Here is a 22,669-nt window from a genome sequence, read left to right as displayed (position 1 = left end):
TTCCGCCTCCTATTGCAGCCAAGCGGAAGGGCCGACGCCGGCCTCATCGAGCGTGTGGCCGGTGCGGAAACGATCGAGCCCGTAGGCCGCGATCAAGGGATGCGGCTTGCCGGTGGCGATCGTGTGGGCGAAGCACCAGCCGGAAGCTGGCGTTGCCTTGAAGCCGCCATAGCACCAGCCGCCGTTGAGATAGAGGCCGTCGATCGGCGTCGGGCAGATGATCGGGCTGGCATCGGGGGTCATGTCCATGACGCCGCCCCAGTGGCGCAGCAGGCGGACACGCGAAATGCACGGCATCAATGCAATCGCCGCCTCCGCCACCTCGCGCACGACGCCGAGATTGCCGCGCTGGGCGTAGGAATTGTAGCCGTCGAGATTGCCGCCGAAGACCAACCCGCCCTTGTCGGACTGGCTGACATAGAAGTGGTCGGCGCCATAGGCGACGACGTGATCTACCAGCGGCTTCAGCGGTTCGGTGACAAAGGCTTGCAGGACGTGGCTTTCGATCGGCAGTTCAAGGCCGGCCTTGGCACCGAGCACGGATGTATGCCCGGCAACAGCGAGGCCGACCTTGCCGGCGCCGATCCGGCCTTTCGTCGTTTCGACGCCGACGATACTGTCGCCGTCGCGGAGGAAGCCTGTCACCTCGCAGTTCTGGATGATGTCGACGCCATGGCTATCGGCGGCGCGCGCATAGCCCCAGGCGACGGCGTCGTGGCGTGCCGTGCCCGCCCGGCCCTGGAAGATGGCGCCATGGATCGGGAAGCGGGCAGTGTCGGAAAAATCGAGATAGGGCACCAGCCGGCGCACCTCTTCGCGGTTGAGGATATCGGCATCGATGCCGTTCAGCCGCATGACGTTGGCGCGGTGGCTGAAACCGTCGAGCTGATCGGCCGAATGCGCTGTGACGAGCTGGCCGCGCTGGGAGAACATGACGTTGAAATTCAGCACCCGCGACATGGTCTCCCAGAGCTTCATCGAGAATTCGTAGAACTGGGTGTTGCCGTCGAGCAGGTAGTTGGAGCGGATGACGGTGGTGTTGCGGCCGACATTGCCGCCGCCGACATAGCCCTTTTCGAGCACCGCGACGTTGCGGATACCGTGGTTATCGGCAAGGTAGAAGGCGGTGGCGAGGCCGTGTCCACCGCCGCCGATGACGATCACGTCATAGGACGGTTTTGGCTCCGCCGCCCGCCAGGCGCGCTGCCAATTCTTCTGGCCAGACAGCGCGTTGCGGAAAATCCAGAGTGCCGAGTAGCGCGCCATACGTGCGGGCCTATCGAACGATCGGGCCGGCCGGCGTGCGGGTGAGCACTTCAGCACCCGCGTCGGTCAAAAGCACCGTGTTGGAGACGAAGTCATCGCCGCGACCGGTTCCCATCAGCCACGACAGGATGTGGAAGCTCATCCCGGTCTCGATCTCAAGGTCGGAATCGTGCCTCAAGCCGGTCACCGAATTGCCGCCGGTCCATGATGGCGGCTGGCCAGCGCCAACCAGGTAACCGCAGTGATGGCGGCGATAGTGGGAAAGACCGGCCTCGTCGGCTACGGCCTGCCAGGCGGCGTAGACATCGCGCGCCTTGGCGCCCGGCCGCAGCGCCTCGACGACAGCGTTGAACGCCTTGGCGGTCACCGCCGCCATTGTGGCGTCTTCGTCGCTGATGTGGCCGATGCGAACGAGCCGGCCGAGCGGCGCGTGGTAGCGTGAGATGCAGCCGGACAGTTCGACGAAGACCGGCTCGCCCTTGCGGTAGATACCGTCGCCCCAGGTCGTGTGCTCTTCACCGAGGCGCGCGGCCGGGCGGATGAACGGTCCGAAGCCCGGCGCATGACCGCCGGCGCGGATCATTGCCGCAACACATTGGGCGGCGACCTCCTGTTCGGAAGCGCCATCCGAGATCGCGGCGATCGCGGCACCGGCGGCGGCGTCCGTCACCTTTGCGGCGCGCCGCATCAGCACCTGTTCCTCGGCGCTCTTCACCCGCCGCATCTTGTCGATCAGACCGGAGACGTCGCTCCACTTGGCATCCGCTTGCATCTGGAGTGCTACGGCAAGTCCATGGCTAAGGCCGGCCGTCCAGTATTCGAGGCCGATCCGGTTGCTGGACAGGCCGAGCTCCGCAAGTACCCGCGCCGCAAGGTCGGCCGCGGTTTCGCTGTCGGAGTGGCCACGGAATTCCGCTGCCTTCACCTGCTTCTCGATCGTTACCTTTTCCATCGAGCGGGTGACCAGGACAGGTTTTCCCTGGAGCGGGACGATCAGCAGGTGAGGGGCAAAATACCCCCAGTGATCGAGCCCGATGAGATAGAAGACGTTCTCCGGCGAGGCGAAGACCGCCGCGTCGAGCTCACGCTCGGCCAGTGTAGTACGGACCTTGGCCAGGCGGCCGGCGATTTCGGCTTCGGAAAAGGGATTACGGTCCATCGGGCGTCCTCGTGCTTGTTGCCGGCTTGGTGGCAGGCATGGTCTTTTCGGCAGCCGGCTTCCCGGCCGCCATGTCAATCGATAACGATGAGTTCGCGCGCCACATCGCAGAGGCGTTCGCCGCCGCGTTCCGTGACGACGAACGATTCCGAGATGGCGATGCCGAAATCGTCGAGCCAAACGCCGGCCATGAAATGGAAGCACATCCCAGGCTGCATCTCGGTGGTGTCGCCGGGACGAAGGCTTGCGGTGCGTTCACCCCAATCGGGCGGGTATGCGAGCCCGACCGGATAGCCGACGCGGCTTTCCTTCTTCAGTCCGTTCCTCCGCAGGACTGCCTGCCAGACGGCTTCCACCTCTTCGGCGGTGTTGCCGGGGCGCGCCTTCTCGAGGCCAGCGTCGACGCCCTCGACGATCGCCTTGGCCATGTCGAGGATGGCTTGCCGCGGCTTGCCGAAATGTACCGTCCGGGTCAGGGCTGCATGATAGCGGCGGCGCACGCCGGCGATCTCCAGAATGGCGAGGCCGCTGTCCGGCAGCGGCGCGTCGGACCACGTCAGATGCGGCGTGCTGGTGCCTTCGCCAACGGGCATCAGCGGACAGATCGCGGCATAGTCGCCGCCCGCTCCGGGCACGCCCATGATCTGTGCGTGATAGATTTCCGCAATGACATGGTTCTGAGGCACACCGGGTCGCATTTTCTCGATGGCGCGGTTCATTGCATACGTGCAGATCGCACCCGCCTCGCGGATCAGCACCAGCTCGGCTTCGGATTTCACCAGCCGCGCCCAATTGACGAGATCGTGGTTGTTGGCGAAGTGCGCGTCGGGCAGCCCCTCGACAAGGTGGGCGTGGCAGCGCGCAGTGTAATAATGCGCGTCCATCTCGACGCCGATGCGGGCCTTTCCCCAGCCGCGCGACCGGATCAGTTGCGCGAGTTCGTCATAAGGGTGTTCGACCGGCTGCTGCACCAGCCGTTCCGAGAACGGCACGATGTTTGTCTCGGGCAGGCCGGTGGTTAGGCGTGCGCTCTTGGCATCCTGCGCCCTGCCGAACCAGATCGGCCGGTCCTCCTCCAGATGGACGAGCACGCACTGCGGAACGTAGAACGACCATCCGTCATAGCCGGTCAGCCAGCACATGTTGGCTGGATCCTGACAGACGACGAGATCGAAGCCGGCTTTTTGCATGCGTGTCTTCACGCCGGCCAGGCGCTGCCCATACTCCGCTTGCGTGAATGTCCCGAACTCGTTCGCGGTCGCCACCGAAGTCCTGCCTTCTGGGTACGCTGTTGCCCTCTTGTAAATGGGCAAACCAGGCGAAATTGTGCACAACTCGACGTCAAGTTTGTTGGATAACTACGAATTAGCGCCGAATTTACATGGTTTCTATATCTCTGCTTGCGAAATGTCTAGGGCAGTTGTATACGTCTGATCAAGCAGGCGTCGACCTCGAAGAAGGCCGCGCCCTGGGAACCATCCACAGTTGTTCAATGGGAGAAAAGCATGCTCAAATCATCGATATCGCGCCGCGTGGTCGTGAAAGCGGCTGCCTGCATCGCGCTCGCCGCGACGTCATTGACGTCGCTGTCCGCTCACGCGGAAACCACCCTCGAACGGGCCAAGAAGGACGGCTACATCCGCGTCGGTTTCGCCAACGAGGCGCCGTTCGGTTACGCCACGCCAGACGGCAAGCTGACTGGCGAAGCGCCGGAAGTCGCCAAGGCGGTGCTCGCCAAGATGGGCATACCGCAGGTCGACGGTGTTTTGACCGAATTCGGCTCGCTCATTCCGGGTCTCAAGGCCGGCCGCTTCGACATCATCGCCGCCGGCATGTTCATCACTCCGAAGCGCTGCGCTGAGATCAACTACTCCGAGCCGTCCTACGGCATCGGCGAGGCTATGCTGGTGGCAAAAGGCAATCCGAAAGGCATCAAGGATTTTTCCAGCATCAAGGACAATCCGGATCTCAAGCTTGCCGTGATGGCCGGCGCCGTCGAAGGCGGCTTCGCCAAGGAAGCGGGCGTTGCCGGTGGGCAGATCGTCTCCTTGCCCGACCAGTCCAGCCTGGTCGCCGCCGTCCAGTCGGGCCGCGCCGACGCTGCCGCACTGACCGCTCTTTCGATCGCGGACATGGCCAAGAAAGCCGACGGCGTCGAATCGACCAAGCCCTTCGGCGAGGTCGCCGGCAAGTCGGTGAAAGGTCATGGCGGCTTCGGCTTCCGCAAGGAAGACACCGACCTGCAGGAGGCGTTCAACGCCGAGCTGAAGAAGTTCCTCGGTTCGCCGGAGCATATCGCGCTGGTCGAGCCACTCGGCTTCGGCAAGGACTATCTCCCCAACAAGACGACCGCAGAGCTCTGTGCTGGCAAATAGGTTCCCAACTGCTGGCGGCGCGAAAGCGCCGCCCTTTTTCCCCGGGGGAATCGCATGGGTATCCGTACGCTCGTTGCCATGCTGGTCATCGCGCTCGTCGTGATCGGCGCCTTGGCAACACAGGAAAGCTACCGAGTGTTCATGCCGGGGCTGCTGCAAGGCGCGGTCCTGACAGTCGAGATCGCCGTCCTCGGCAGCCTGCTCGCAATTATCATGGGCGTGCTTGCAGCACTTGCAAGGATGTACGGTCCAACGCCGCTCAGATGGCTGGCCACGGTTTATGTCGAGATCTTTCGCGGAACGTCGGCGCTGGTGCAATTGTTCTGGCTGTTTTTCGTCCTCCCGCAATTCGGCGTCACGATCAACGCGTTCGTGGTGGCAGTGCTCGCACTCGGCCTGAATGTCGGCGCCTACGGATCGGAGTGCGTGCGCGGCGCGATCCAGTCCGTCGCCCGCGGGCAGTGGGAAGCGTGTACGGCATTGAACATGAGCCGCCCACAGATGTTGCGCCGGATCATCCTGCCGCAGGCCTTTGTCGCGATGATCCCGCCCTGGGGCAATCTGTTCATCGAGCTTCTGAAATCGACAGCGCTGGTTTCGCTGATCACGCTTTCGGACCTCGCCTTCAAGGCGCAGCAAATGAACCAGAACACGTTCAAGACCATTCCGATCTTCACCCTCGTCCTTTTGATGTACCTGGCAATGTCGCTGGTTGTGACCATCGGCATGCGGCTTCTCGAAAGGCGGGCGTCGCTCGGACTGGCGCGGGGGAAGGCGGCATGATCTGGGATTGGGGATTTGCCCTGGAAATCCTGCCGGTGCTCGCCCGCGCCGCCATCATTTCCATCGAGGCGACGCTGATCGGTTTTGCGCTTGCGGCCTCGCTCGGCCTGGTGCTGGCGGTCGTCCGCATCGCCGTGCCATGGACCAGCTGGACGATTTCGGTGCTGGTCGAGCTGATCCGCTCGACCCCGCTGCTCATCCAGATATTCTTTCTCTATTTCGTCTTTCCGAAATTCGGTGTCGTGCTCGACGCCTTCACCGCCGGGGTGCTGGCCATCGGTATCCACTACGCCGCCTATTGCTCCGAGGTTTATCGCGCCGGTTTCGACAACATCCATCGCGGCCAGTGGGAAGCCTCGATCGCGCTCAATCTCTCGTCCTGGACGACGTTTCGCGACATCATCATCCCGCAGGCGATCCCGCCGATCGTTCCGGCGCTCGGCAATTATCTGGTGGCCTTGTTCAAGGAGACGCCGTTGCTTTCCGCAATCGCCGTGATGGAACTGATGCAGACTGCCAAGATCATCGGCTCCGAAACGTTCCGCTACACCGAGCCGATCACGCTGGTCGGCCTGTTTTTCCTTGCCATGAGCCTGGTTTCGGCGGCGCTCATCCGCTCCCTCGAAGGGCTGCTCAACCGGAGGACCACGCGATGACGGAACAACCGATGGTCCGCTTCGACAATGTATCGAAACGCTACGGCACGTTAACCGTTCTCGACGGGCTCAATCTCGAAATAGCGCGCGGCGAAAAAGTCTCCGTCATCGGTCCATCGGGTTCGGGCAAGACGACGGTGTTGCGCATGCTGATGACGCTGGAAACGATCAATGACGGCGTCATCTGGGTCGAAGGCGAGCCGCTGACCCATATGGAGAGGAACGGCAAGCTTGTTCCCGCCGATCTCGCCCATATCCGTAAAATCCGCGCCAAGATCGGCATGGTGTTCCAGTCGTTCAACCTGTTTCCGCATATGACGGCGATGCAGAACTGCATCGAGGCGCCGATAACGGTGCTCGGCATGAAGCGGGCGGACGCCGAGGCAAGAGCGGCGGAGCTGCTGGAGCTGGTCGGTCTGGCCCAGAAGAAGGACCACTATCCGTCACAGCTTTCCGGCGGCCAGCAGCAGCGTGTCGCCATCGCCAGGGCGCTTGCCATGCGGCCCAAGATCATGCTGTTCGACGAGGTGACGTCTGCGCTCGACCCGGAGCTTGTCGGCGAAGTGCTGCAGGTGATAAGGCAGATCGGCCGCGAGCATGATCTAACCATGCTGATGGTCACCCACCAGATGGGCTTCGCCAAGGAGTTTTCCGACCGCGTTTGCTTCTTCTATCAAGGCAAGATCTGCGAGCAGGGGCCGCCAAGCGAACTGTTTGGTGCTCCCAAGAACGAGCGGACACGGCAATTCCTGCACGCTGTCCTGGAGGCTGGGTGACGATCGAGACAAAGGCCAAGCCGCCCACGACGGTGACCGCCGCGCCGCCGCGCCCGCTCTCCGCGCGAGAGCGGTTCGAGCGCATCTACCGGATATTGCGCGACCGCATCTGTCTGCTCGTCTATGCGCCGGGAAGCCGTCTGTCCGAGGAAGAACTTGCCCAGGAATTCGAGATCAGCCGCACGCCGGTCCGGCGTGTCCTGGCGCGCCTTGAATCCGAGGGTCTGGTTCAATCCGTCCACGGCGTCGGCACGATCGTCACCGACGTCGATATCGAGGAATTGCAGCAGGTCTATCATTTGCGCCTGGAGCTGGCGCTCCTCGTCGGCAAGCTTTCACCGATCCCGCGCACGGCGGACGACCTCGACCGGATACGGGCGCTCATCGCGCGCTGCGATGCCGATATACTCAATCCCGACCAGCGCGCTTTCCTGCGCCTCAACATGGACTTTTTTTACGAGCTCACGGCGATGACCGGCAACCAGCCACTGCGCGAGATCAGCGAGCGCCTGTATTTTCAGGTTGCGCGCGTCGTCCTGAAGCTGATGCCGCAATTGGGCCTTGTCGAGGAATTCACCGCGTTCCGCCGCGAAATGGAAGAGGTCCTTGCCGCCGCCGAGATCGGCGACTGGGAGTCCATAGGGCACATAAGGCGGGCGCATATCTCAATGAGCTTCCGCCGCATGATGCGCCATGCAGGCGAGGCGAATCTGGATAAAGCTACACAATCAGCCCCTTAAGACTGGTGGACTGCCGTCGAGCTGGCTTCGTTTGCCAGGGAAAGCATGGCCGCCCGCCCCGATGCCGACAGAATTTGCCAGCACTGGGGATGACTAACGCCGTTCGATACTGCAGGTCCGCGCCGCCCTAAAGAGGATCCTCACTCGGTATGTTGGCGGGGTTCCAGACGACCTCCCACAGGTGTCCGTTCGGGTCGCGGAAGTATCCGGCATACCCGCCAAAGAACGTGTCCCGGGCAGGCCTGATGATCTCGGCTCCGGCACGTGCGGCCTCATCCATCACTTGATCGACTTCCTCGCGGCGCACAACGTTGTGGCCGATTGTGAACGAGGTCGAACTGATCGGCGCTTTGGGCAGGCCGGTGTCGTAGGCGAGGTCGTCCTGAGCCCAGATCGCGAGCTTCAACCCGCCGGACAGCGTGAAGAACGCGACGGCGCCATGCTCGAATTCGCGGCCGATGATCCCTTCCGTCGGCAAGCCGAGGCCGTCGCGGTAGAACACGAGGCAACTCTCGAGGTTGGCGACAGCGATCGTCAAAACCGAAATGCGCGGTTTCATGGCAGTCTCCTCTGGTTGTCGGAGACACCAGGATAAAGTCGGGCGACAGTGAAGACTTGAACAAAACGGCCAAAAGCGTGCCGCCAAGTCGAAGAACGCGCCGAGGTTTCACTCGCCGTGCAGCAGGTGATGAATCTGTCGCGGGGTGCTTCCTGTCAGGCGTCGGCTCTCGCGAACAAGATGCGCCTGGTCGGAATAGCCCGCCTCGGCTGCCAGGATGGCCGTAGTGCTGTTCGATTGGTTCGAAAGCCGCAGAAAGCGCTGGTAGCGGAGGATACGTTCAAGCGTCTTGGGGCCATAGCCGAAGCTCTCGTCGAAGCGCCGGCGCAACGTCCTTTCGCTCATCTCGAGGGCGCGCATCAACCAAGGGACGAGAGGCGCGTCGGGTGGCGGACCGCGCTCGATCAAGCGATATGCCGCCTGCATGGGAACGTCTGGGGCGTCGGAGGCCATCTCCTCGGCGACGACCTGTTGGAGCGAGCAGGCCAGATCTTCGAGATTGTCGCTGGCGCGCACGCGGCTGGCGAGGCGCCGAGCTCGCGCTCCCCACAAATCGTCGAGCGACAGCCGCTGACCGACCAGCTCGATTTGCGGCACGCCGAGCCATGCCGCCGCCGTGGCAGGATGGAAGCGCAAGCCGATCACGACCTCGTCCGCCGCTAGAACCTCGGTCTGCGGCTCCTTGTCAGGTCCGGCAATTCGGAAGCTGCCTCCGATCCATTGCAGATCGATCGTTGCGTCGGGCATGACGACGATTGGCGGTGAGCCCGCCGGGTCCATTCGATGCACCCACACCGAAGCGAAGGTCCCGCGAAGCCGCGCCGACACTGGACGTTGCTGAAATGTGCCCGTTGCCTGCGCTGGGACGGGATCGCTCATCTCGCTCCCCTTCGGATTAGCGGCGGTGAACCTACGGCGCAGCGGCTGCGCCCGGCCGTCGCTCGAGACAACAATCTGCACGACCGACAACGTCTGCCAATCGAGAACGGTTGCAAGAATCGGTTGTTTTCTTCCGGCCGGAACGAAGAGGGCAGATGAGGGGTGATGTCACGTGCATCGCCATCGGCAGCGCCGTTTGCTGCTCATACGTCGATGGCCGTTTTGTTCAATCCGGCAAGCGAGATGCGTGCTTATCTTTCGGCGTCGTACATCACACGAGAGGTATGCGTCATGAGCAACAACAACGACCAACGGATCGACTACGTCGAATTCAACGTGAAAGACATTCAGCGGTCACGCGACTTCTACGGAAAGGCCTTCGGCTGGACCTTCACTGACTACGGCCCGCAATATTGCGAGTTCAACGACGGGCGCTTGTCAGGCGGCTTTGCGGCTGGCCCAGCGAGGTCCGGAGGAGGCCCGCTCGTCATTCTCTATGCCGATGATTTGCCGGCAACGGTCAAGCGTGTCGAGCAAGCGGGAGGCAAGATCGTCAGGCCGATTTATGGGTTCCCCGGCGGCCGGCGCTTTCATTTTGCGGACCCGGACGGTTACGAGCTAGCGGTTTACACCGAAGACGGCACCAAGGAATGATCGCGGTCCTCCACCACCTCGGACTGGTTTTGCTCGGCGGCGTCTTTATCTGGGCAGGCGCCGAGCATTTCCTCAGATTCCGGGCGATTGCAGCCTCCCTGGCCGAACGGGGCTTTCCTGCTCCCAAGCCTCTTCTCGCGGCCGGATCGGTGCTTGAGATCGGCGGCGGCTTTTGCCTCGCAACGGGCCTTGGTGGACCCTTTCCCGCCGCGGCTTTGGCCGTCTTCACCATCGCGGCGTCTTTCATGGCGCTCAATTTCTGGCGCTACAGCGGCTATGAACGCGAAGCCCTTCGTACCGGCTTCACCATCAATGTTGCCGTCTTGGGCGGGTTGATTGTCGCCGCGACCACTAGCCTGTGATCATCGTTTCGAGGCGGCGGCTTCGTCTTCATCTGCCATCAGCCGCCGGTCGTTGGCGATCCGTGTCTTTGCAGCATTCGCCTATCGCTGCCAGAAGGGCAGCTTGGCGATCTCTTCCTCGGCCTGTCGTCTCGTCAGACCGATATCGTCGATCAGATGGGGATTGGTCTCCGCCAATCGCTTGAGGTCCCAGCGAAAGCGTGTCGGCTCGCGCCAGGCCGCGATAATGTTTCGCAGCGTCGCCAGGCTGTGGTGCCGACGCGACACTTCCGCCAGCCGAGCTGCCTTATGCTGGCCCGAGGCAAAGGTAGGAATATCGTTCATGGCAAACCTCCATATGGTTTGAGGTCCAATACGATTTGGGAGGACCCTCGACCTGAAACAGGAGGAATTCTGCAGGATACGAACAGCGCCGTAATTAAGCTCTCCCAAATAGTTCTCAAAACTTCCAAACGGGCTATAGATGCGCCGTATGCAGGGATCGCGCTTTGCCTTTGGACCGTTCGCGCTTGATCCGGGCGCGGGAACGCTCCTCCGGAACGGTGTCCCCGTTGCCGTTGGCTACCGCGGGCTAAAGCTGCTTGCGGCGCTCGTCGGACGGTCCGGCGAAATCCTGAGCAAGGCTGAGTTGATGGACGCGGCGTGGCCGGGCACCGCCGTCGAGGAGGGCAACCTTACCGTCCAGATAGCGCTGCTGCGGAAGCTGCTTGGTCCGGCCGCCGACGGCGGTGAATGGATCGTCACGATTCCGCGCATCGGCTACCGCTTCACGGGCGCCGTCGAACAGCTCGGCGGCGCGAAGCGAAAACCTTTGCCACTGCCCGGCAAACCATCGATAGCCGTGCTGCCCTTCGTTAATGTCAGCAACGATCCCGAGCAGGAATCCTTCGCCGATGGGTTGACCGAAGACCTGATCACGGACCTGTCGAGGATCTCCGGCCTGTTCGTCATCGCACGCAACTCGGCCTTTGCCTACAAAGGAAAGGCGATGGACGTGCGCGGGATCGCTGGGGAACTTGGCGTGCGCTACCTGCTGGAGGGAAGCGCAAGACGCGCCGCTGGGCAGGTGCGCATCAATGCACAACTGGTCGACGCGGCGAGTGGCGATCATCTATGGGCGGAACGCTTCGATCGCAGCCTGGAAGATATTTTTGCCGTTCAGGACGAGGTCACCGGCAAGATCGTCGAGGCGCTGCTCGGCCGGCTACGCGCACCACCGCCGCGCAATCGGCCCAAAAATCTCGAGGCCTACGATCTGTGTGTGCGCGCGCGCAAGCTGATGGATGATTCGCCGCAGACGGCGCGGGAAGCGCATCTGATGCTCACCCGCGCGGTTTCGCTCGATCCGGAATATGCCGAGGCCTATCGCTGGCTTGCCATGAACCACTGGATGGGATGGGTGCATTCCGGCGGACCAACCGAAACGTCCCGTAGCGTTGCTTTGGAGCTGGCGCGCAAAGCCGTGGCGATCGATCCCAACGATGCCGGCTGCCGCTGGGTCTTGGCTTACCTGCTTGCTTATGAGCGCAGGTTCGCCGAGGCGGATGCGGAATTCGCCAAGGCCATCGAGCTCGACCCGAACGAGGCCGATGCCTGGGCGGCACTGTCCGATATCGCGATCTTGGCGGGGCAGGTCGAGGAGGGCCTTGAGCACATCCGCAAGGCCTTCCGGCTGAACCCGTTTCCGGCAAGTTGGTATTATCTGACGCTCGGGCAGGCGCAATACGCGGCCCGCGAATACGAGGCTGCTGTCGAGACACTGCGCAGGGACGAGACTTATCGTACAAGCTCACGCCGTTTCCTGGCGGCAAGCCTTGCCCAACTCGGCCGGCTCGACGAGGCGCGTGCGGAGGTCGAACTGTTCCTCGTCGGCAACCCGCATTTCACAATCCGCCACTGGGCCGCGACTGAGCCATTCCGCGACGCTGCGACGCTTGAGCATTTCGTCGATGGCTTCCGCAAGGCTGGTCTTCCGGAGTGACGCGCCGGCGCACCGTTCGTGCGACCTTACTCTCCAAAGCGACCCGTGGCGTCACGATCGCGCTCGTATCGTCTGGTGAGCGGAAACGGCGGCAACCAGGACTCGCGACGGATGATCCAGCTTTCGTAGGTCGGCATCAGTTGGTCAGGCGCATCCAGCGACCCCAGGTTTACTTCGATTTCGTCGGCGGTGCGTCCGAAAATGGAGGAGCCGCAGCGGGGACAGAAAAACCGCCCGGCGTAGTCGCGTGTTTCGCCGTCGATCGTCACCGCATCCTCAGGAAAAATCGCGGAAGCGTGAAAAAGGGCGCCATGATGCTTGCGGCAGTCGAGACAGTGGCAAAGGCCGACCCGGTATGGGCGCCCCGACGCGACAATTCGGACGTTGCCACACAGGCACCCGCCGGTGAATCGGTCCATGCTGCGTCTCCTCCAAAATCAAGCGGCCGGAATGGTTACAACGACCGGCACTGTTGTTGCAATCGCCGCGCCGCGGGCGGGGACACGTCGTTCTTCCGTGGCGATGACATTGCAGCCGCCTCTCTATGCCTTACGCGAGCTTGCCGCCGAAAATAGGCTTTGGTTTGTCATATGAACGAAACGGCGCGTTCCATTGAGCCGCCAACTCGGCGGCCGAGGCGATCTTGACGCCGCAGTCGGCGAGTATGCGTGCGACCGTCGCTACCGGTTCGGCGTTGGACGAAGCTATTCTGCCGTCCGGAAGGAAGAGATTGTTTTCGAAGCCGACCCGGATATGGCCGCCAAGCAACGCGGCGGCGATCACGCACGCCGCTTCGTTGCGGCCGAAGGCGCAGACGCTCCAATGGTCGAAGCGCGGCGTGTTCGCCGCGAGGAATGGCAGGAGATCGGCAGGAACGGACGTCTGTCCCGGCGTGTAGCGGCCCAGCACGTAGAGAACCGGTATGCTTGCCCAGGGGATCAGTCCGCGCTGCTGCATGTCCGAAAGCCTGACGGCCTCCTCGGGCGAATAGAGGATGATCTGCGGCGCTACTCCCTCGGTGCGCAGCCAGGCCATGAAGCGCGCGAATGCGAGCTCCGATCCAGCATCAGGAACGATTTCGCGAAGCGCCAGGGAGACAGCTTGCGGCTTCACATCTTGTACGACGGCCATCTGCTGGGCCGGCGAATAGATACCGAGTGCTTCGGAAGTGATCTGAACTACCAAGCGGTCGCCGGCGGCACCGCGGATGGCGGCGATCGCCTGGCGGTAGGCGTCGGCGTCGAGCAGATGATTGCCGCTTCTGTCGCGGACATGGACGTGGATCATAGCCGCACCGGCATCGGCGCATTCCGCGGCCGTCCGCGCAAGTTCGGCTGGTGTCAGCGGAATCGCCGGATGGTCGGCCTTGCTGCGACGTCCCCCGTTCGGCGCGACAGCTATGGCGACGCGATCGAGACCATGGGCCGGCTTCATGGAGACGCTCTGTGAGTGACAAGATTCATATGAATCAATCTTTGACCACACTGAAACAGACGTTGCAATCGCTGGTCTGGCGAGCTAGCAATATCCATGGACCAGGGAGAGCTTGCTGGACAGATCGTCAGTGCCTTCGACGGCATGTCGGCGCAGCTTCGGTCCGCCGCGCGCTATGTCCTTGATAAGCCGTATGATGTCGCGTTGTTGTCCATGCGGGAGCAGGCCCGGCACGCGGGAGTGCAGCCGGCCACGATGACGCGGCTGGCCCAGCATCTCGGCCTTGATGGCTACGAGACCGTACGCGATATCTACGCCGCCGCGATCCGGGACGGCGAAATCGGTTTTGCCGGCAAGGCGGGCCTCCAGGTGGCCAGCCAAAAGCTCAAGGGCGACCACGCGCTGGCGGCCGATATTCTGGATTCGATTTCCAGCCAACTTGCCCATCTCGCCGAAAGCAGGTCGATCGACCGTCTGGTCGGCACGGCCAGGGCGCTGAGTGCGGCAAGGCGTGTCTATTGCCTCGGCCTGCGCTCGAGCCACGCAGTGGCCTGGCATCTGCATTACATCCTGTCGCTGATCGGCGAGAAGTCGGTGCTGCTGCACGGCATCGGCGGAACCGACGGCGACGCTCTGGCCCACGCGACCAAGGACGACGTGCTGATCGCCGCCAGCGTCCTGCCCTACACGCGCTTCACCATCGAGCTTGTCGAGTATGCTGCCGGCCGCGGCGTACCGATCGTTGCGGTCACCGACAGCGGAGTAGCGCCCTTGGCGCTGCTTGCCGATCACCTGGTCATCGTGCCGACGGGCAGCCCGTCCTTTTTCCACACCATGACGCCAGCTTTCATCGTTGCGGAGGTCCTCGGCGCTCTTGTCGCAGGGCAGGCAGGCGAGGGCGCCGTTGAGTCGCTGCGACGTTTCGATGAGCAGGGCGCCGCCCTCAAGACCCATCTCAACCAACGTCCGCCGAAGAAAATGCCCATGAGGGACCGTCGATGACACACATTCTTCATCGAACCATCCACTCGACGCTGCCGGTCGCCGTTCGCGGCCAAGGCATCGAACTGTTCGATGCCGAGGGCAAGTCCTATATCGACGCGTCGGGCGGCGCCGCCGTGTCCTGTCTCGGCCACGGTCATCCCGACGTGATCGCTGCACTGCACACCCAGCTTGACCGTATCGCCTACGCCCACACCAGCTTCTTCACCACCGAGGTGGCGGAGCGCTTGGCAGATCGGCTGGTCGAGGACGCGCCGGAAGGGTTGGACCATGTCTATCTGGTCAGCGGCGGCTCGGAGGCGGTCGAGGCCGCGCTCAAGATGGCCAGGCAATATTTTGTCGAGAAAGGCGAACCGCAACGGCGCCATCTCATCGCACGCCGGCAGAGTTATCACGGCAATACGCTCGGTGCTCTCGCCACCGGCGGCAATGAATGGCGGCGCGCCCAATTCAGGCCGTTGCTGATCGAGACCCATCACATCGACCCCTGTTACGCCTATCGCTATCAAAAGCATGGCGAAAGCGACGAAGCCTATGCGGCGCGCGCCGCCCAGCAGCTCGAAGACAAGATCCTCGAACTCGGCCCGGACGAGGTCATCGCCTTTGTCGCCGAGCCGGTGGTGGGTGCCACACTCGGCGCCGTGCCGCCGGTTGCCGATTATTTCAAGCACATTCGCGCGATCTGCGACCGCTACGGCGTGCTGCTCATCCTCGACGAAGTGATGTGCGGCATGGGCCGTACCGGCACGCTGCATGCGTGCGAACAGGACGGCATCGCTCCCGACCTGCTGACCGTCGCCAAGGGGCTCGGCGGCGGCTACCAGCCGATTGGCGCGGTGCTGCTTGGCAGGCATATCTTCGACGCCTTTGCCCAAGGCTCGGGCTTCTTCCAGCATGGGCATACCTATATGGGGCATCCAATGGCGGCCGCGGCCGGCCTTGCCGTGCAGGAGGTCATCCGACGTGACCGTCTGCTCGACAACGTCAGCGCAATGGGCGCGCAGTTGGACGAACGCCTGCACCAACGCTTCGATAACCACCATCACGTCGGCAACATTCGCGGGCGGGGTCTGTTTAGGGGAATCGAGCTGGTGGTTGATCGCGCCACCAAGGAGCCGTTCGACCAGAGGCTTGAACTCAACGCCCGCATCAAGCGCGAAGCAATGGCCCGCGGCCTGATGATTTACCCGATGGCCGGGACGATTGACGGTGTGCGCGGCGTTCATGTGCTTGTGGCGCCGCCTTTCATCATCTCCAAACAGGATATCGATCGGATCGTCGAACGGCTCGGTGAGGCGATCGACGCTGCGATCGCTTCAGCGGCCTGACCCGCACGACGCGGATCGCCTCAACCCAATTCCAACGCGTCATCGGCGACGGGCCGGGACAACCACCAGAGAGGTAGCAACCATGTATAGTTCGATGAAAACCCTGATCGGCGCGGCGGCCTGCATGCTGCTGGCGCTGCCATCCGTCGGAGCCGAGCAGCGCTTCGTCACGGTCGGCACCGGCGGGGTCACCGGCGTCTACTACGCTGTGGGCGGCGCCATTTGCCGACTGATGAACAAGGACCGGCAGAAAACCGGCATCCGATGCTCGACCGAGTCGACTGGCGGTTCCGTCTTCAACGTCAACTCCATCCAGACCGGCGACCTCGATTTCGGCTTGACCCAATCGGACGTCCAGTACCAGGCCTATGAGGGGACTGGAAATTTCGACGGCAAGCCGTTCAAGGATCTGCGGGCCGTGTTCTCCGTTCATCCCGAGCCGTTTACCGTGCTGGCGCGGCCGGACGCCCGCGTCACCAAATTCGAGGACTTCAAAGGCAAACGCTTCAACGTCGGCAATCCCGGATCAGGCACCCGCTCGTCGATGGAGGAATTGCTCAAGCAGATTGGCTGGACGCTCGGCGATTTCTCGCTTGCCGCTGAGCTGAAGGCGGACGAGCAGGGCAGCGCGCTGTGCGACAACAAGATCGACGGTTTCTTCTACGGCGTCGGTCATCCTTCCGCCGCGATCCAGGATCCGACCACGGCCTGTGGCGCCAAACTCATCCCGCTGACCGGTCCGGCAGTGGACGCGCTGTTAGCAGCCCATCCCTACTTTTCAGTCGCCACCATCAAGGGCGGCCTGTACGCCAACAATCCTGACGACGTGAAGACATTCGGCGTCCGCGCCACCGTCGTGGCGAACGCCAGCACGCCCGATGAGGTGGTCTACGAACTGGTGAAGTCGGTCTTCGAAAATTTCGACGATTTCAAGAAGCTGCATCCGGCCTTCGCCAACCTCGATCCCAAGGAGATGATCAAGACCGGTCTGTCGGCGCCGGTACATCCGGGCGCGGAGCGCTACTACAAGGAAAAGGGCTGGCTCTGAGGCCTTCGATGCGAGGCGCAACGGGCACCTCGCATCGCAAATAATTGTGGGGAACGATGACAGATCAAAGCCAGCGGGCGGCAGCACCTGACCAACCCGTTATCGACATTGACAAGCTCAGCGAGATCGTCGCCGAGGCCGACACCGGTGGGCGCAAGCCGACCGGCCGCACCGCGAAGCTGATCCTCGGCGTATCGCTGGCATGGTCGCTGTTCCAGCTCTGGTATGCCTCGCCCCTTCCGTTCATGCTCAATTTTGGCGTCGTCAGCGACGGCATCGCCCGCTCCATCCATCTGGCCTTCGCCCTGTTTCTGGCGATGCTGACGTTTCCGGCCTTCAAGACCTCGTCGCGCAGCCGGGTGCCGCTGCCCGACTGGGTGCTAGGCATCGCCGGGGCGGCATCCGCCCTCTATCTGTTGGTCTTTTACAGCGATATCGCCCATCGGCCGGGTCTTCCGACTACGGCTGACCTGGTCGTCTCGATCGCCGGCGTCCTCATCCTGCTCGAGGCCGCGCGTCGCGCCGTCGGGCCTGCTATCACCGTGATCGCGGCGATCATGCTGATCTATATCTTCGCCGGGCCTCACCTACCTGGCCTGCTCGGCCACAAGGGCGCGACGTTATCGCGCGCAGCCTCGCAGATGTGGCTGACGTCAGAGGGGGTCTTCGGTGTTGCCCTCGGTGTGTCCACCAATGTCGTCTTCATGTTCGTTCTGTTCGGAACATTGCTGGAGCGCGCCGGCGCCGGCGGCTTTTTCATCCAGCTTGCCTTCTCGCTGCTCGGCAAATACCGCGGCGGTCCGGCCAAGGCCGGTGTCGTGGCTTCCGGCCTGACCGGCATGATTTCTGGGTCGTCCATCGCCAATGTCGTAACCACCGGAACCTTCACCATCCCGCTGATGCGCCGGGTCGGATATTCTGCGGTCAAGGCGGGCGCCATCGAATGCGCGGCCGGCGTCAATGGTCAGCTGATGCCTCCGGTGATGGGCGCCGCCGCGTTCCTGATCGCGGAATATGTCGGCATCTCCTATGCCGAGGTGGTCAAGCATGCCTTCTATCCAGCGCTGCTGACCTATGGCTCGTTGTTCTACATCGTCGATATCGAGGCGATGAAGACGGGGATGAAGGGCCTGCCGTCACGCAGCACGCACTCCGCATTTCAGGGTGCGCTGCGCGGGTTGATGGGTGTATGCGGCTTCATCGTCCTCGCAGGACTCGTCTATTACGGCATTGGCTGGACGAAGATAGTTTTCGGCGCGGCCGCGACCTGGATGATCACTGCCGCGCTGATCGCCGTTTACATCGGCCTTGTCGCCTACCGGGCGCGCTATCCCGACCTGCCGCTGGAGGATCTGGAGGGCGAGATCGTAAGGATTCCGCATTTCGGCGAGACGGCGCGCACCGGCCTGCATTTTCTGCTGCCGGTGATCCTGCTGATCTGGTGCCTGATGGTGGAGGAGCTGTCGCCCGGCCTGTCGGCATTCTGGGGCGCTGTCGCCCTGATGGCGCTGATCGTGACGCAACGGCCGCTCACCGCCTTTTTCCGCAAGGACCGAGCGCTGGCACGGCATTGGCTTCACGGTTTCGACGATCTGGTCGGTGGCCTGTCCGCTGCCGCACGCAACATGACGACGGTCGGCATCGCCACTGCGACCGCCGGCATCATCGTCGGCACAGTTCTGCTCACGGGCATCGGGCTGGTGATGACCGAGCTGGTCGAATTCATCTCGGGCGGCAGCTTCATCGTCATGCTTTTGTTCACCGCGGTGATCTGCATCATTCTCGGCATGGGCATGCCGACCACCGCGAGCTATGTCGTCGTCGCCACCTTGATGGCGCCGGTCATCGTCGATTTGGCGGCGCAGAACGATCTTGCCGTGCCGCTGGTCGCCGTCCACATGTTCGTTTTCTATTTCGGGCTGATGGCAGACGTGACGCCGCCAGTGGGGCTGGCGGCTTATGCTGCTGCGGCAATTTCCGGCGCCGATCCGGTGAAGACCGGGATTCAGGGTTTCAAATACGAGATCCGTACCGGCCTGCTGCCGTTCATCTTCATCTTCAACACCGGACTGCTGATGATCGATCTCGAAGGTCCGTTCGACTTCGTCGCGATGGTGGTTACGTCGACGCTGGCCATGGTCTCGTTTGTAGCAGCGACGCAGAATTGGATGCTCGTGCGCAACCGCTGGTACGAGACGATTGCGTTGCTGCTGGCCTGTTTCATCTTGTTCAGGCCGGGACTCTTGCTCGATCAGGTGAGCGAACCCTATCGGGCAGTGCCTGCCTCCGAACTCGGCCGTATCGTCGACGAGACAGCCGAGGGGGGCGCAGTTCGCTTGCGCCTGACGACACTGAACCTCAACGGCGATGAGATATCGAAGCTGGTGCGGCTACAACTCGGGCCTGCAAATTCATCGGCCGAACGCCTGAAGGCCGCGGGCTTGGACGTCAGTGCGCTTGGCGATAACGTGACGGTCGGCGTGGTGCGACTGGGCAGCCAGGCGGCCAAATTCGGCCTGCAGCCCGGCGACGAAATCAATCAGGTGCTAGTGCCTGCGGAACGGCCGTCGCGCTATTGGTTCGCCATCCCGGCTCTGCTGTTGCTCGGTCTCGTCGTCTGGGGTCAGAAGCGGCGAAGGCGGACAGTTGGTCTATAAGCGCCTTATGAGCGGAAGAGTCTTGGCCAGCATGTCGGTAACAAGAGAATCAAACGGCGCCCCGGAACCGGCTACCGCGGAAAAGCGCACGACGACGCGCGACCGCCCCTTCGAACCCGTCGACTACGGGCTTTACGCGCTGACGGTCATCGCCTGGAGCGCATCGTGGTTCGCGATCGAACTTCAGGTCGGCAGCGGCGTATCGAACGAGGTCAATCTGGTCTGGCGCTTCGCCATCGCCACGCTGCTGATGTTTGCCTGGGCGGGTTTTTCCGGCGGGCGGCTCCGCTTTCCGATCACCGATCATCTGCGCTTTGCTGTGCTCGGCATCCTCATCTTCTCATCGAACTTCCTGTTTTTCTATTACGGCGCCGGCTATCTCGTCAGCGGATTGCTCTCGGTTGTCTTCTCGCTCGCCTCGGTCATCAACATGCTGCTCGGTGCCTTGGTCATCGGCGAGCGCCCGGCGCCGCGCATTCTCGCCGGCGGCGTCATTGGCTTCGCCGGCATAGCGCTGATGTTCTTTCCCGAAATTGCCGCGAACGGGCTTTCAGGCGGGACGTTGGTGGGCCTTCTGCTGTGCCTCTGTGGCACGCTGAGCTTCTGCGCCGGTAATCTCGTCTCCGTCGCAAACCAGCGCCGCGGCCTGCCGCTCGTTTCAACCAGCGCCTGGGGCATGCTCTATGGCACTCTGTGGTCGGCGTTCCTGGCCTTCCTGCTCGGTGAGCCGTTCGTGTTCGCGACGACCGCCTCTTATATCGGCTCGCTGGTCTTCCTCGCCGTCATATCGACGGTCATGGCTTTCGCCGCCTACCTGACGCTGCTCGGACGCATTGGCGGCGCCCGCGCCGGCTATGCGACCGTCATATTTCCCGTCTTTGCGCTTTTGATCTCCACGGCGCTGGAAGGCTATGCCTGGACCGCTTACGCGATCATCGGGCTCGTCCTCGTCGCCGCCGGGAACGTCCTGGTCATTCGCGGAGGACGGCGCTGACGCATGGAATGCCTGCCCAATGCCGCCGCCTTCCGCTGCGCGGGCCGCGGTTCTGCCGAGCTTGACTCTCTGCATGGTCTGTCTAAGCTTGCGGTCAATGGGTCAGACCAATGTACCAGGGGCGAGCCGGGGAGGGAACTAAACACGCATGCCGATCCAGGCCGTTGAACCACGCCGGCTATACCGACAGGTCGCCGATCAGCTCAGGCAACTGATCGATGCCGGCGAGTTTTCCGTCGGCGACCGTCTGCCGACCGAGCGGGATCTGGCCGACCAGCTCGGAATTTCCCGCCCGACGGTCCGTGAAGCGCTGATAGCGCTGGAGGTCGAAGGCCGCATACGCATCCGCGTCGGCTCGGGCATCTACGTCACCGATCCGCCGAGCGCCCCCGCCTCCGAACCCGAAATCGAGGAAGGCCCGTTCGAGCTGTTGCGCGCGCGCGAATTCGTCGAAGGCGCGATCGCCGCCGAGGCTGCTCTCCACGTCCGGTCTGCAGATATCGAACGGCTCGACGACGTGCTGCGCCGGATGGAGGCCATGCGTCACCCCAACAAGATGACCATTACGCTCGACCGGGAATTCCATACTGCAGTCGCCGGCATTCTCGAGAACGCGGTGCTGGTGCGCTTCATCGGCGAGCTCTTCGACCAGCGCATGAACCCGTACTTCGAACGCCTGTCGATCTATTTCGAGACCAACGATTCCTGGCAGATAGCGGCAAAGGAGCATCGTGCCGTGCGCGATGCGATTGCCGCGCGCGACCCCGAGCGGGCCAAGGCCGCCATGCAGCAGCATCTGCGCCAGTCGCAAATCAGATTCTCACGCAATTTCGATGAGAGAGCCGCAGCCAAGGAGGTTGCGGAATAGCAGTTGGCCGGGGGGAGATCCGGCCGTCAAATCCAACCAGGGAGGAATTAGATGCTGAGAAAATACGCAGTTCTGCTCGGTGCGATCGCCGCAATTGCCATACCCATGGCGTCGGCCTCGGCGGAAACGGTCCTGAAATGGGCACATGTCTACGAGACGACGGAGCCCTTCCACACCGAATCCGTGTGGGCGGCCGACGAGATCAAGAAGCGCACCCAGGGCCGCTACGCCATCGACGTCTATCCGGCCTCGCAGCTTGGCAAGGAAGCAGACATCAACCAGGGCCTGATGCTCGGCACCGTCGATATCATCATTTCCGGATCGAGCTTCGCAGCGCGCGAATATCCACCGATCGGCGTCACCTATTTCCCATACACTTTCCGCGATGCCGACCATCTGCTGAAATACACCAAGAGCGACGTCTACAAGGCCCTGACCAAGGGCTACGAGGACAAGACCGGCAATCACATCGCCGCCACCACCTATTACGGGACGCGGCAGACCACCTCGAACCGGCCGATCGCCAAGTGCTCCGACATGCAGGGCTTGAAGATGCGCGTCCCCGACGTGCCGGCCTATCTAGCCATGCCGCGTGCCTGCGGCGCCAACACCGCGCCGATTGCCTTCGCCGAGGTCTATCTCGCCCTGCAGAACGGCACGGTCGAGGCCCAGGAGAACCCGCTGACCACCATCGAGGCGAAGAAATTCTACGAGGTGCAGAAGAACATCGTGCTGACCGGCCATATCGTCGATCATCTCAACACCATCGTATCGGCGTCGCGCTGGGCCTCGCTATCCGACGAGGACAAGAAGATCTTCACCGAGGTGATGCAGGAGGCCGCCGCCCGCGCCACGGCGAAGATCGTCGCCCGCGAAAAGGAACTGGTGCAGGTATTCAAGGACCGCGGCATCAGCGTAACCGATGTCGACCGTGCCGACTTCGAGAAGAATGTGCTGGAGAAGGTCACCTTCGAGGAATTCGGCTACAACAAGGCCGATTGGGAAGCGATCCGCGCCATCAAATAGGGCATCGGGAAATCGGATGCTCAATCAAGAGGATAGGGCGGCAATCGGATTCGCCGCTTTAACCTGCCCATCCGTCCGGCTTCAAATTGTGCCGGACGGCCTTTCCAATCCTTGACGACCCA

At 62.6% G+C, this 22,669-nt stretch carries 23 protein-coding genes; 15 read left to right on the top strand and 8 right to left on the bottom strand.

Features of this window, described 5'->3' with window-relative positions:
• Positions 1 to 9: 9 nt before the first annotated feature.
• The 3 genes from NKH63_RS20750 to NKH63_RS20740 form a co-directional block, all read right to left on the bottom strand.
• On the bottom strand, positions 10 to 1,266 hold the full coding sequence (locus NKH63_RS20750) for a sarcosine oxidase subunit beta family protein (protein ID WP_352918599.1): 1,257 nt from the start codon (positions 1,264 to 1,266) through the stop codon (positions 10 to 12).
• A gap of 10 nt (positions 1,267 to 1,276) precedes the next feature.
• A complete protein-coding gene (locus NKH63_RS20745; RefSeq protein WP_352846160.1) occupies positions 1,277 to 2,425 on the bottom strand; it encodes a M24 family metallopeptidase in 1,149 nt (382 codons plus the stop codon).
• Positions 2,426 to 2,499: 74 nt separating this feature from the next.
• Positions 2,500 to 3,690 (bottom strand): M24 family metallopeptidase, encoded by a 1,191-nt coding sequence (locus NKH63_RS20740; protein ID WP_352846162.1) that lies wholly within the window; start codon positions 3,688 to 3,690, stop codon positions 2,500 to 2,502.
• A gap of 240 nt (positions 3,691 to 3,930) precedes the next feature.
• Here NKH63_RS20740 and ehuB point away from each other — a divergent pair, with 240 nt between their 5' ends.
• The 5 genes from ehuB to NKH63_RS20715 are packed head-to-tail and all read left to right on the top strand — an operon-like array spanning position 3,931 to position 7,755.
• The gene (gene ehuB, locus NKH63_RS20735; RefSeq protein WP_352918597.1) at positions 3,931 to 4,800 is read left to right on the top strand and encodes an ectoine/hydroxyectoine ABC transporter substrate-binding protein EhuB; all 870 of its coding nucleotides are present in this window, start codon (positions 3,931 to 3,933) and stop codon (positions 4,798 to 4,800) included.
• A gap of 54 nt (positions 4,801 to 4,854) precedes the next feature.
• Positions 4,855 to 5,583: an ectoine/hydroxyectoine ABC transporter permease subunit EhuC gene (ehuC, locus tag NKH63_RS20730; RefSeq protein ID WP_352483851.1), complete on the top strand. Its 729-nt coding sequence runs from the start codon at positions 4,855 to 4,857 to the stop codon at positions 5,581 to 5,583.
• Positions 5,580 to 6,239, top strand: a complete 660-nt coding sequence (ehuD, locus tag NKH63_RS20725; protein ID WP_352547624.1) for an ectoine/hydroxyectoine ABC transporter permease subunit EhuD — start codon at positions 5,580 to 5,582, stop codon at positions 6,237 to 6,239. Before ehuC ends, ehuD begins: the two co-directional genes overlap by 4 nt.
• Positions 6,236 to 7,015 (top strand): ectoine/hydroxyectoine ABC transporter ATP-binding protein EhuA, encoded by a 780-nt coding sequence (ehuA, locus tag NKH63_RS20720; protein ID WP_023717024.1) that lies wholly within the window; start codon positions 6,236 to 6,238, stop codon positions 7,013 to 7,015. The genes ehuD and ehuA overlap by 4 nt, the downstream gene beginning before the upstream one ends.
• A 32-nt stretch (positions 7,016 to 7,047) precedes the next feature.
• Positions 7,048 to 7,755 carry a GntR family transcriptional regulator gene (locus NKH63_RS20715; protein WP_352918595.1) on the top strand — a complete coding sequence of 236 codons (708 nt, stop codon included), beginning with the start codon at positions 7,048 to 7,050 and terminating at the stop codon, positions 7,753 to 7,755.
• Between the two features lie 127 nt (positions 7,756 to 7,882).
• Here NKH63_RS20715 and NKH63_RS20710 read toward each other — a convergent pair whose 3' ends face one another.
• Positions 7,883 to 8,314: a VOC family protein gene (locus tag NKH63_RS20710; RefSeq protein ID WP_023717026.1), complete on the bottom strand. Its 432-nt coding sequence runs from the start codon at positions 8,312 to 8,314 to the stop codon at positions 7,883 to 7,885.
• 108 nt (positions 8,315 to 8,422) lie between these two features.
• A complete protein-coding gene (locus NKH63_RS20705) occupies positions 8,423 to 9,274 on the bottom strand; it encodes an AraC family transcriptional regulator (RefSeq protein WP_352483883.1) in 852 nt (283 codons plus the stop codon).
• 210 nt (positions 9,275 to 9,484) lie between these two features.
• Here NKH63_RS20705 and NKH63_RS20700 point away from each other — a divergent pair, with 210 nt between their 5' ends.
• Together NKH63_RS20700 and NKH63_RS20695 are read left to right on the top strand one after the other, a co-directional pair.
• Entirely contained in the window at positions 9,485 to 9,847 is a 363-nt protein-coding gene (locus NKH63_RS20700; protein WP_031193399.1) for a VOC family protein, read from the top strand.
• Positions 9,844 to 10,209, top strand: coding sequence for a DoxX family protein (locus tag NKH63_RS20695; protein ID WP_352813440.1), 366 nt, complete (start codon positions 9,844 to 9,846; stop codon positions 10,207 to 10,209). Before NKH63_RS20700 ends, NKH63_RS20695 begins: the two co-directional genes overlap by 4 nt.
• Before the next feature lie 81 nt (positions 10,210 to 10,290).
• Here the strand turns inward: NKH63_RS20695 and NKH63_RS20690 are convergent, their stop codons facing one another.
• Positions 10,291 to 10,533 (bottom strand): DUF1127 domain-containing protein, encoded by a 243-nt coding sequence (locus tag NKH63_RS20690; RefSeq protein ID WP_023717030.1) that lies wholly within the window; start codon positions 10,531 to 10,533, stop codon positions 10,291 to 10,293.
• A gap of 148 nt (positions 10,534 to 10,681) precedes the next feature.
• On the opposite strand from NKH63_RS20690, the gene NKH63_RS20685 reads away from it, so the two are divergent.
• Positions 10,682 to 12,190 carry a winged helix-turn-helix domain-containing tetratricopeptide repeat protein gene (locus NKH63_RS20685; RefSeq protein WP_352918664.1) on the top strand — a complete coding sequence of 503 codons (1,509 nt, stop codon included), beginning with the start codon at positions 10,682 to 10,684 and terminating at the stop codon, positions 12,188 to 12,190.
• Positions 12,191 to 12,216: 26 nt separating this feature from the next.
• Here NKH63_RS20685 and NKH63_RS20680 read toward each other — a convergent pair whose 3' ends face one another.
• Positions 12,217 to 12,609 carry a GFA family protein gene (locus NKH63_RS20680; RefSeq protein WP_352918593.1) on the bottom strand — a complete coding sequence of 131 codons (393 nt, stop codon included), beginning with the start codon at positions 12,607 to 12,609 and terminating at the stop codon, positions 12,217 to 12,219.
• 130 nt (positions 12,610 to 12,739) lie between these two features.
• The gene (locus NKH63_RS20675; RefSeq protein WP_352639191.1) at positions 12,740 to 13,624 is read right to left on the bottom strand and encodes a beta-keto acid cleavage family enzyme; all 885 of its coding nucleotides are present in this window, start codon (positions 13,622 to 13,624) and stop codon (positions 12,740 to 12,742) included.
• Between the two features lie 96 nt (positions 13,625 to 13,720).
• Between NKH63_RS20675 and NKH63_RS20670 the strand changes: the two genes are divergently transcribed.
• The 7 genes from NKH63_RS20670 to NKH63_RS20640 all read left to right on the top strand — a co-directional run bounded on the left by NKH63_RS20670 (position 13,721) and on the right by NKH63_RS20640 (position 22,547).
• Positions 13,721 to 14,626: a MurR/RpiR family transcriptional regulator gene (locus tag NKH63_RS20670; protein WP_352483855.1), complete on the top strand. Its 906-nt coding sequence runs from the start codon at positions 13,721 to 13,723 to the stop codon at positions 14,624 to 14,626.
• The gene (locus NKH63_RS20665) at positions 14,623 to 15,954 is read left to right on the top strand and encodes an aspartate aminotransferase family protein (protein WP_352918591.1); all 1,332 of its coding nucleotides are present in this window, start codon (positions 14,623 to 14,625) and stop codon (positions 15,952 to 15,954) included. Before NKH63_RS20670 ends, NKH63_RS20665 begins: the two co-directional genes overlap by 4 nt.
• A gap of 94 nt (positions 15,955 to 16,048) precedes the next feature.
• Positions 16,049 to 17,002 (top strand): TAXI family TRAP transporter solute-binding subunit, encoded by a 954-nt coding sequence (locus NKH63_RS20660; RefSeq protein WP_352813457.1) that lies wholly within the window; start codon positions 16,049 to 16,051, stop codon positions 17,000 to 17,002.
• Between the two features lie 56 nt (positions 17,003 to 17,058).
• Positions 17,059 to 19,659, top strand: a complete 2,601-nt coding sequence (locus NKH63_RS20655; RefSeq protein ID WP_352813432.1) for a TRAP transporter permease — start codon at positions 17,059 to 17,061, stop codon at positions 19,657 to 19,659.
• 31 nt (positions 19,660 to 19,690) lie between these two features.
• Positions 19,691 to 20,653, top strand: a complete 963-nt coding sequence (locus NKH63_RS20650) for a DMT family transporter (protein WP_352918589.1) — start codon at positions 19,691 to 19,693, stop codon at positions 20,651 to 20,653.
• Between the two features lie 148 nt (positions 20,654 to 20,801).
• Positions 20,802 to 21,521, top strand: a complete 720-nt coding sequence (locus NKH63_RS20645) for a FadR/GntR family transcriptional regulator (protein ID WP_352918587.1) — start codon at positions 20,802 to 20,804, stop codon at positions 21,519 to 21,521.
• Between the two features lie 51 nt (positions 21,522 to 21,572).
• A complete protein-coding gene (locus NKH63_RS20640) occupies positions 21,573 to 22,547 on the top strand; it encodes a sialic acid TRAP transporter substrate-binding protein SiaP (RefSeq protein ID WP_502896347.1) in 975 nt (324 codons plus the stop codon).
• Positions 22,548 to 22,669 lie beyond the last annotated feature (122 nt).

Source organism: Mesorhizobium sp. M0960 (assembly GCF_040319055.1).
Classification (GTDB): Bacteria; Pseudomonadota; Alphaproteobacteria; order Rhizobiales; family Rhizobiaceae; genus Mesorhizobium.
This window is presented reverse-complemented; position numbering and strand designations above follow the sequence as displayed.